Source organism: Verrucomicrobiota bacterium, assembly GCA_027622555.1.
Taxonomy (GTDB): Bacteria; Verrucomicrobiota; Verrucomicrobiia; order Opitutales; family UBA2995; genus UBA2995.
In genome coordinates this window covers 1-9197 of sequence record JAQBYJ010000170.1, presented here as the reverse complement: position 1 = coordinate 9197, position 9197 = coordinate 1, and the positions used below count along the sequence as shown (strand labels likewise).

Here is a 9197-nt window from a genome sequence, read left to right as displayed (position 1 = left end):
TTTCCCCCGGGAACGCCAAGCCCCAGCTTGGCATCTTTGAAGTTGATTGGTAATAAGCGAACCAACCTTCCATGATATCGGGCCGCTCAGGCTACGCTGAAAGCTTCGACCCGACACAGTCGGCGATCGGTCCCTACCTTCTAATTTGTGTGAATCTGCGTTTATCTGCCGTGCCGTGCCGTGGCGTAGCCTTGGCGGAGACTGGTGGTTAAAGCCTGTACCTTTCCCCTTTGAGAAATAATTTGAACAGGAGGCAACGGAGGAAACAGAGTTGTATGGATTTTTTCCTCCGTTCTCTCCGTTAGCTTGTTCAAATAAAAAAATGCACGAACCAACCCTTCAGGATATCGGACTCGGCGATCAGTCCCTACCTTATGATTCGTGTCACTTGGTGTCCATTCGTGGTTAAGGAATCATTACAAAATCTGTGCCTATCTGAGCAATCTGTGGTTAGGTTAAAATTTGGTTGTGACTTTGCTGCTCTAAGCCATCAGTGGTTATAAATCCCCCCTCCCATTCATGCCGACCTGGGAACGCCAAGCTCCAGCTTGGCTATTTTCTTACGAATCCCGAATCTTCTTCTCATTCTTTGCCTGGTGACCAATGTTTTGTATTCCTAAAGTTTTTCCTTCCTCCAAAGATTTTAAATAACTAGCCTTCGGTCCTCAATCACTACCCTATGAAAAGCAGCAAATCTTTCTTCGCCCTTGGTTGGGCCATTTTACTCGTTGTTATTATACCTTCTGTCTTCGCACAACGGGAGCGACCACCGGTGCCTACTCCTACGCATGCAAATGTGTCTTATGGCGAACATCCGAATCAAGTCATCGATTTTTGGCAGGCCGAAGTGGGCAACTCTGGGCCACTGGTTGTTTTTATCCATGGTGGTGGATTTACCGGAGGTTCCAAGGACTCGATCAGCGCTGCAAATATCAAGACACTTACTGAAGCGGGGATTCATGTCGCCTCAGTCGAATACCGTTTTCTTAAACACGCCAAGCTGCCGGCCGCCCATGAGGATGCGGTGCGGGCCATTCAGTTTATTCGATCGAAAGCCAGAGATTGGAAAATCGACAAGAACCAGATCGGCGCCTATGGTGGCTCGGCCGGTGCACAGCTCGTGGCTTACCTGGCTTGGCACGACGACATGGCAGATCCGAAAAGCGAGGATCCTATTTCCCGCGAATCCACCCGACTCGCGGCAGTAGCTCCTCTAAACGGCCAAGCAACCATGGACCTCGACTGGTGGAAAGAAAATATTCCCGGTTATGATGAGCCTCATCGGCAGCCTGAGGAATATTCCGACCTTAGCGGAATTGCCCGTGAAGCTCTGGTGAAGGAGGTATCGATCATCAACCATATCAGCGCGGATGATCCTCCGGTTTTTATGCGTTACGGAATGAGACCCGATGACCAGATACCCGAGGAGAACCCTAGCGGATGGAAAGTCCATCATGTAAACTTCGGTATTGCGATGGAGGCAAAACTGAGGGCGGCAGGCGTTGAAGCTACGCTTAAATACCCGGGTCCCGAGACCCGGTATGAAAATGAGGCGGATTTCTTTATCGATAAACTGCTCTGGAAAGGAGAACGCGATAAATACTCCGACTTTGAAGCCCATACCTTCAAAGGTTCTTCAGGTGAGTCTTTGCACTATCAAATGCTCAAGCCGCGCAACTTCAATCTCAAGAAGAAATATCCACTTGTCGTATTTCTTCACGGGAGTGGGGGACGCGGACCTGCGAATATTCGCAACGTGGTGGATGCAAGCGTACCTGCCCAATTGGCATCCGACGATGTGTATGGAAAATACGATGCCTTTTATCTCGTGCCTCAATGTCCCGGGCCGAATACCTGGGCGAAAGCTGAGTGGATGGATTCTCGTCCAAATGCTCGCCCCAGTGTACAGGATACGCTTTATGAATTAATCGATTCCTCTATTGTGGAAAATAACATCGATACTCATCGGCTTTATGTCACCGGACTTTCGATGGGTGGATTTGGGACATTCAGCGCCGTGTCGGCACGACCCGACTTCTGGGCCGCTGCAGTTCCCGTGTGTGGCGGTTGGGATCCCGTCGAGGCAGATGTTTTAAAAGGAACGCCGATGCGAGTTTTCCATGGGGATGAGGACAAGGCAGTCGATGTCCAATATTCCCGAGATATGTTTGCCGCCATCAAAACCGCAGGTGGCGATATCGAATATACGGAGTACCCCGGTGTGGGCCACAACTCCTGGCTCAAGGCTTATTGGGACAAGGACATGTGGAAGTGGATGTTTAAACAGAAACGGTAGTTCTTTATTTTAATTGTGAAATCTGTCGTGGCGGGTTGGAATATGAAAACGTCGCTTAAAAATAAGATTCTCACGGACAGTTGTACTGATGAAACGAATTGTTGAACAGGAGGAAATGGAGATAACGGAGCAATAAGCACTCGGGCGACAACCATTTCAACAAGCTCAAGAATTTCATCGAAGCGAACGACAAACTTTTTCTAAAAAACTCTGTTTCCTCCGTTAGCTAGCTTCTGTTCAAAACAAATAATTGTTTCATTCGGGAAAAGAATAATAACCGCAGGTCAACTGAGAGCACCGGCATGAAAACGTCGTTTAAAAACAAGAATCTCACGGACAGTGAGTACTGATGAAGACTGATAAGAGGGTTCATTTTTCAAGAATCATCAGTGTTCATCGGCGAGATCAGTGGTTGTTACTTATTATCCATTTCTAAAAAATCTCCTCTGCGCGCTCAGAGGTTAAAATCAGAAATTTTGATTAAGACTATTTTCTATCGTGATCTACGAGATGCGTGACAGGCTACGCCTCTACGCCCCTGAGTCTCCGCCGATATTTAAGTTTTCGCTTCCCAATTCAGGCTTAAGCCTTCTACCTTCATCCTTATGAAACTTACTACTCTTATTACAACAGTTGCCCTTCTTGTTGGCCTGGCTTCACTCAACGCCGCTGACAAACGCCCCAACATCCTTTTTATCTTCACCGATGACCATGCGCCGCACTCCATCAGTGCCTATGATAGTTGGCTGAAAAAGGTACACGCCACGCCGACCATTGATAAGCTGGCCGCTGAAGGCATGTTGTTTGTAAACAGTTTTTGCACCAACTCCATTTGTGGTCCGAGCCGCGCGGTTATCCAAACCGGCAAGCACAGTCATAAGAATGGTTTCATGAACAATGGAAACTCGTTTGACTGGAATCAACAGACCTTTCCCAAGCTACTTCAAAAGGCCGGTTATCAAACCGCCATCTATGGCAAGTCGCACCTGAAAGGAGAACCTCAAGGTTATGACTCCTGGGCGGTGCTTCCTGGACAAGGGCTCTACTACAATCCCGACTTTATTACTCCCGAAGGACAAATAACCGTAAAAGGTTATTGCACCGATCTGGTGACGGACATGGCCGTTGATTTCTTAAAAGAAAAACGCGACGACGACAAACCGTTCATGCTCATGGTTCAGCACAAGGCACCACACCGTAACTGGATGCCGGCCCTACGTCACCTCGATCTTTATGACAATATCGTGCTTCCCGAGCCGGACACGCTTTTCGACAATTGGTCCGACAATAGTTCTGCCGCTCCCAATCAGGAATTGGAAGTCGATCGTCACATGCACCTCAATTTCGATCTCTTCCTGGATCTGACTCCGGACTTTCAAGACCCTAATCCTGATAATCCGGCTGATCGTTCTGCCTGGAACAATATGAAACGTATGACTCCTGAGCAGCTGAAAGTCTGGCGTGAAGCTTATGATCCACGCGATGCGGCTTTCCATGCGGCGAACCTGAAAGGAAAGGATTTGGTTCGCTGGAAATATCAGCGCTATGCCAAGAATTACCTGCGCACTTTGGCTGGAGTCGACGAAAGCGTTGCCCGCCTTCAGGCCACCTTGGCCGAACTGGACCTGGATGATAATACCGTCGTAATTTATTCCTCAGACCAGGGGTTCTATATCGGTGACCACGGTTGGTTTGACAAACGTTGGATGTACGAAGAATCGCTCAAAATGCCCTTTATCGTTAAATGGCCGGGCACAGTAAAACCGGGTTCTCGCAACCAAAACCTGATCCAGAATCTCGACTACGCCGAAACTTTCCTCGACATTGCAGGAGCGACCATCCCCGGTGACATGCAAGGCGCTTCCCTGGTTCCCTTGCTCAAAGGTGAAAAACCAGCCGACTGGCGCAAAAGCATTTATTACCATTACTACGAATACCCAAGCGTGCACATGATTCCCCGTCACTACGGTATCCGTAATCAACGCTACAAACTGATGCATTTCTATCAGTTTGACGAATGGGAATTCTATGACTTGAAAGAAGACCCGGATGAACTCGTCAACCTGTACAACGATCCCGAATACGCCGCTCGTATTGAGCGTGCCAAAAAAGATCTCAAAGATCTTCAAACACACTACGAAGACGACAGCGATATCTCTGTGATGCCAAAAGAGTGGCAGTACAAAGTGCGCGACAGAGGGTGACGGAATTGGTTCGCCTTCCAATTATCCAGGGCCGACTCCTTGTTCCCTTAAATCCGCTTTGTGAAAAAACTGGGGAAGCTCTCGAATCAAACACAACAAGCCGTTTTAGAGTCGTTAGCGGAAATGTTTGCTTCTTGAGCGCCGTGGGAAGCGTCGCAAGGTCATGTAAATGCAGATTCGAAGGGGTGGTGGTGTAGTTGTTTAATCGACCAACCAGATCATATCTTTCTTGAAATAATCTCTCAAGAATCCCGCATCTCGGGTCAGCAGTCGATCAGCATGATGTCGTGCGTGGGCCCCAATAATGAAATCGGCTATGATCCTGCCAGGTTTGCCACCCCGGTCCAGGTATTGACTAAACACCTTCCCCGCATCCAGAGCTGCTGCGACAGATCCTCCAACGTGTTCCAAATTCCAGGACTTGAGAAATGCAGGCATCGCTTCGATTCCTATTTCAGCGAGCACAAAGGTGGGAACTACCATTTGCCCTTCTCTAGCGCATCCAATGAGGGCTGTTTCCATTTCTTGTCATCAATGATTACGGAACTGTCGAGGGCTGTGATCATTTCCCTCGGATCTGTTTCAAATAGCTGCTAGCCGATGCTCCAAAGGGTAGTTTGCCTTTGCCGACCCACTCATCGAACGGCGATACATCAACCTTCTTTTCGCCGAACAGTTTCCCATTCTGTTCACAAAACTTTAGAACAGTTCCGGGAGTGAGCCCGAGTTGTGTGCGTAGCTTTTTCGGGATGGTCACTTGTCCTTTTTCTGAGATTAAAGAATTCATACTGTTAAATTAAAAATTCCTATTTTTGAGTCAAAGTGTATTTTATATCTGTTCTTGAGTCTCCGAGTTTCATTCTGATTGAATAACCGTAATCCGTTCCACTCATTTCCTATGGAAAACAAAGCTTCTTTCAATCCGCCTGAACCGTCTCTGTAGCACAATGGAATTTCCAAATTCTCGTGCGAATTGAAAAGTCTTAATGTCATGCGCTTGTCGGTTACCTATCTTTTGCTATGACCCATTTATTGCGCTTTCATTGCTTCTCTTCTAACCTTTGGAAGGCCATACTTTTTCTTCTGGCATTGAGCTGTCAGAGTGGCTTAGCCCAAGATCGCGGTGATCCCTGGCCGGTACATGTGATTGACTCAGGATTGAGTGGGGGTGATGGCGTCCGTTTGATGGATGTCGACAACGATGGCGATCAAGACCTGGCAGTCGGTTGGGAGCAGGGCGGGGCAACGCGCATGTATTTGAATCCTGGTCCAAATTCAAAGGTGAAGGAAAAGTGGCCATCGATCGACGTAGGAGTAACGCCAGATGTAGAGGACGCCATGTTTGCGGATGTGGATGGAGATGGTCGTGTGGATGTGGTTAGCTGCAGTGAAGGGGATCATCAACGTATAGAAGTGCACTTTGCGCCGACAGAGAAAGATTATGCAGCAAGCTCAGGTTGGAAGACTATTGAGTTTCCTCAATCCTTGACCGGCAAGCGCCGTTGGATGTTTGCCATCGCATTGGATGTGAATGAAGATGGGCACCTCGATCTGGTGGTTGGTGGAAAAAGTGGGGACGCCAAAGTGGCCTGGCTCGAAGCGCCAACATCAAACAAACGAAATCTATCTCTTTGGAAGTTTCACGAGATGAGTAACGCAGGCTGGATCATGTCAGTGATCGCTCAAGACATGGATGGGGATGGAGATGAAGACATCCTCCTTTCAGATCGTAGGCCCAACTCAGTTGGTACTGGTGTTCGCTGGTTGGAAAATCCAGGGGTTGGCACAAGGCAGTTAGGATATTGGGTTAGCCATTTTGTGAGTGATGTTGGTGATCTACCCGACTTTATCGATCTGGCCGACATGGACGGAGACGGAGACCTGGATGTGATCGCTTCGTGCAAGGTGCCTGATCGAATCGACTGGCATGAACGGCTGGACGAAAGTGGTCTTCGCTGGAAGGAACACGAAATTTCTTTTCCCGAAAATATGGGTCATTCCAAAGCGGTAAAAGTGAGAGATATTAATTTAGATGGAAAACTGGATATCGTAGTTTCCTGTTCTTCAGCTGAAGCGCCGCTTTCAGGAATGGTCTGGATGGAGTATCCAAAAAGCGTGTTTGATCGGGATTGGATAGCCCATGAAATTTCCGGTCCGGACGGAAGTAAATACGACCGCCTCGAATTGATCGATCTGGATGGAGACGGTGATCTCGATGTGATGACCACCGAGGAAAACTTTGGTCCAAAGAGTTTGGGTCTGGGGGCTATTTGGTATGAGAATCCTACCAAGCAATCATTCAAATTGATGGCGATAAAACGAGAATCCGAGCGAAGGGCAATCATCAACAATCTTCGTCAGTTGGCATCGGCTGCTGATCAATATTTATTGGAACACGGTGTCACCGAAGTGGCGGTGGAGGATTTGGTCGGCGGGGATAAGTTTATCCGGGAGCTCGAGCCGGTTGCTGGAGAATCCTACCAGGGGTTTGTAATATCCCAAGGCACCGCTCTGACAGTCACTGATTCGAGTGGAGTGGTTTATCAGCTGGATTTTTAGTTTAGCTTTGATCGAAACCATTGGGGAAAAAATGAGCGGTAAAGGGTTGAAGGTGTTATTTTTTGTGTGTTCCAGAAATCAGTGGAGGAGTCCTACTGCTGAAAAAATCTACCGTAACAACGTCCTTATTCACGTACGATCCGCAGGCACCAGCAGCAAAGCTCGCAAGCGGGTATCCGTAAAAGATATCGAGTGGTGTGACTTTATCCTGGTGATGAAGAAAAAGCATAAACAACGATTGATAGCTGATTTTTCTGAAGCAGTTCGCCATCGTCCATTGCACGTGTTGGAGATTGAGGATAACTATTCGTTTATGGATTCTGAATTGGTCCAGGACCTTCGCTTGGCAATCGAACCGATCTTGGAGGATTATCTGTAGACACCAAATATGGGATATAAATTAATGTGAAAAAGTGCCATCCATTTGATGGATTCATTCATTTTGTAACCGCCTGTATCGAATATCCCGGTGTTCAACGGTAGGGCAATGGCGTCCCCGCCATGCCGTGTTTGAGGGGAGTAGCAAGCGGAAGAACGAGGACGCTCTTGCCCTGCTTTCACATTAGATGACATCTTTCTAAATAACACCCGGTCACCAAATTCAGAATATAAACGATTGTATCCTGGCGTTTCCTGATATTCGTTAATTAACAGTCGGTCGGAAACTGGAATGCAGATTCAACTATTTATTAATCGAACGCTCAAAAGGTTCTTCCCAAAGCAGGCTTTGCACTACAAAGCCTATTCGGCGCTCATAAGAAATAAGTGTTCCTATTTGTATCTTACGGGATGGATACAAAGCCTTGATGCGAAAAAGCCCGTTGATAAGGATGGTAATCCGATTCCCTGGATGAATTTTGCCGTCATCCAGATTCTTGAAGAACGATTAAAGAATGATCAGCGTTTGTTCGAATATGGCAGCGGTTATTCTACCTCTTTTTATGCACGAAGAGTTAAGTCGGTTACATCGGTAGAATATGACAAGAGTTGGTATGAGAAAATCAAGCCAACCGTGCCAGAGAATGTAAGATTAATTTTTAAGGAAAAAGATCAAGATGGGGATTATTGCCGGGTTATTACTTCGACGGATGATCTCTACGATGTCGTAGTTATTGACGGTCGGGACCGGGTGAATTGTTTGAAGCAAAGCCTCCGGGCATTGTCTTCAACGGGAGTAATTATCCTGGATGACTCGAGCAGGGATTCATACCAGGAAGGGATAGCCTTTGCCAAAGAGAACGGATTTAGGGCGCTTAATATTGAGAGTATCAAAGCGACAGATACCGTGGTTGATCGGACCACTATCCTTTATCGCGATGGCAATTGTTTTGGATTGTAATATCCATGCGCTCCCCAATCTGCGCTTTAGTTGATTCGTCCTAATCGCTGGTCCTTCCCATTATCAAACCGATGGCTCCACCTGTTAAAGAGAATTGGATGAATTGAAATACCGTTCCCAGAATTACAAAATCTATTACCGGTTCTATGGCGAACTTGGCGGCGGTGGCAAAGACCATCACGGTCCATATTGTCAGGCCAAGAAACAGGCCGAATTGAATGCCACGAAAAACAGGGGCACCCCCGCCAACGTGGCGGTAGAATAGGGGATAGAAATAAGCGAAGACAATTCCTTGAAGAATGATGGCCAGGATACCGAATGCCATAATGGGTTCACCACGCGTGAAGGCACCCATGGCTACATATTTCTCGTGAAAAAGCAGCATGTGCCAAGGGTAGGCCACCGCCATGGTGATGACGAAATACGCGGCGACCGATAAGAAGAATTTTTTGTTCATTGTGTTATTTGAGTTAATTCACTTGTGTTATGCAAGTATATGATAGGGTAGGAAATACGCCTGGGTTTGATCCGAGGGCATGGGCAACCACGAGATAGTACCCGGACTGAAAACGACCGACTGATTGAAAACTGGTGATAACCACCAAGCTAAAGTGGTAAAGAAACCGGGGAAGGATGATTTTTGGGTGAAGCTAAAATCATTACTAATTGGACTGACCATACCTCACCTCATTCAACCCAATTTCCGATCTCGGTGGCTATTCTATCCATTCCCGGATGCCTACTAAGTGACACTTGAAATCGACCAAAGATTTGCCGGAAAATTAGTAGACATATAATC

9 protein-coding genes are annotated in these 9197 nt (G+C 47.2%); 6 read left to right on the top strand and 3 right to left on the bottom strand.

The annotated features are described in order from the left end of the window. Nucleotides 1–71 precede the first annotated feature (71 nt). From O3C43_23625 to O3C43_23615, 3 genes are all read left to right on the top strand, one after another. Entirely contained in the window at nucleotides 72–212 is a 141-nt protein-coding gene (locus tag O3C43_23625) for a hypothetical protein (protein MDA1069475.1), read from the top strand. Nucleotides 213–679: 467 nt separating this feature from the next. Then, entirely contained in the window at nucleotides 680–2296 is a 1617-nt protein-coding gene (locus tag O3C43_23620; GenBank protein ID MDA1069474.1) for an alpha/beta hydrolase fold domain-containing protein, read from the top strand. A 605-nt stretch (nucleotides 2297–2901) separates the two neighbouring features. Then, nucleotides 2902–4500, top strand: coding sequence for a sulfatase (locus tag O3C43_23615; GenBank protein ID MDA1069473.1), 1599 nt, complete (start codon nucleotides 2902–2904; stop codon nucleotides 4498–4500). Nucleotides 4501–4701: 201 nt separating this feature from the next. Here O3C43_23615 and O3C43_23610 read toward each other — a convergent pair whose 3' ends face one another. Both O3C43_23610 and O3C43_23605 read right to left on the bottom strand, forming a co-directional pair. Next, nucleotides 4702–5022 carry a VapC toxin family PIN domain ribonuclease gene (locus O3C43_23610; GenBank protein MDA1069472.1) on the bottom strand — a complete coding sequence of 107 codons (321 nt, stop codon included), beginning with the start codon at nucleotides 5020–5022 and terminating at the stop codon, nucleotides 4702–4704. 40 nt (nucleotides 5023–5062) lie between these two features. After that, a complete protein-coding gene (locus O3C43_23605; protein ID MDA1069471.1) occupies nucleotides 5063–5287 on the bottom strand; it encodes an AbrB/MazE/SpoVT family DNA-binding domain-containing protein in 225 nt (74 codons plus the stop codon). Between the two features lie 233 nt (nucleotides 5288–5520). Between O3C43_23605 and O3C43_23600 the strand changes: the two genes are divergently transcribed. The 3 genes from O3C43_23600 to O3C43_23590 all read left to right on the top strand — a co-directional run bounded on the left by O3C43_23600 (nucleotide 5521) and on the right by O3C43_23590 (nucleotide 8398). Further along, a complete protein-coding gene (locus tag O3C43_23600; GenBank protein ID MDA1069470.1) occupies nucleotides 5521–7059 on the top strand; it encodes a VCBS repeat-containing protein in 1539 nt (512 codons plus the stop codon). Nucleotides 7060–7090: 31 nt separating this feature from the next. Then, nucleotides 7091–7438 (top strand): phosphotyrosine protein phosphatase, encoded by a 348-nt coding sequence (locus tag O3C43_23595; GenBank protein MDA1069469.1) that lies wholly within the window; start codon nucleotides 7091–7093, stop codon nucleotides 7436–7438. A gap of 291 nt (nucleotides 7439–7729) precedes the next feature. Continuing rightward, nucleotides 7730–8398, top strand: a complete 669-nt coding sequence (locus O3C43_23590; GenBank protein MDA1069468.1) for an FkbM family methyltransferase — start codon at nucleotides 7730–7732, stop codon at nucleotides 8396–8398. A gap of 40 nt (nucleotides 8399–8438) precedes the next feature. On the opposite strand, the gene O3C43_23585 is transcribed toward O3C43_23590, so the two are convergent. Continuing rightward, a complete protein-coding gene (locus tag O3C43_23585) occupies nucleotides 8439–8855 on the bottom strand; it encodes a hypothetical protein (protein MDA1069467.1) in 417 nt (138 codons plus the stop codon). Nucleotides 8856–9197 lie beyond the last annotated feature (342 nt).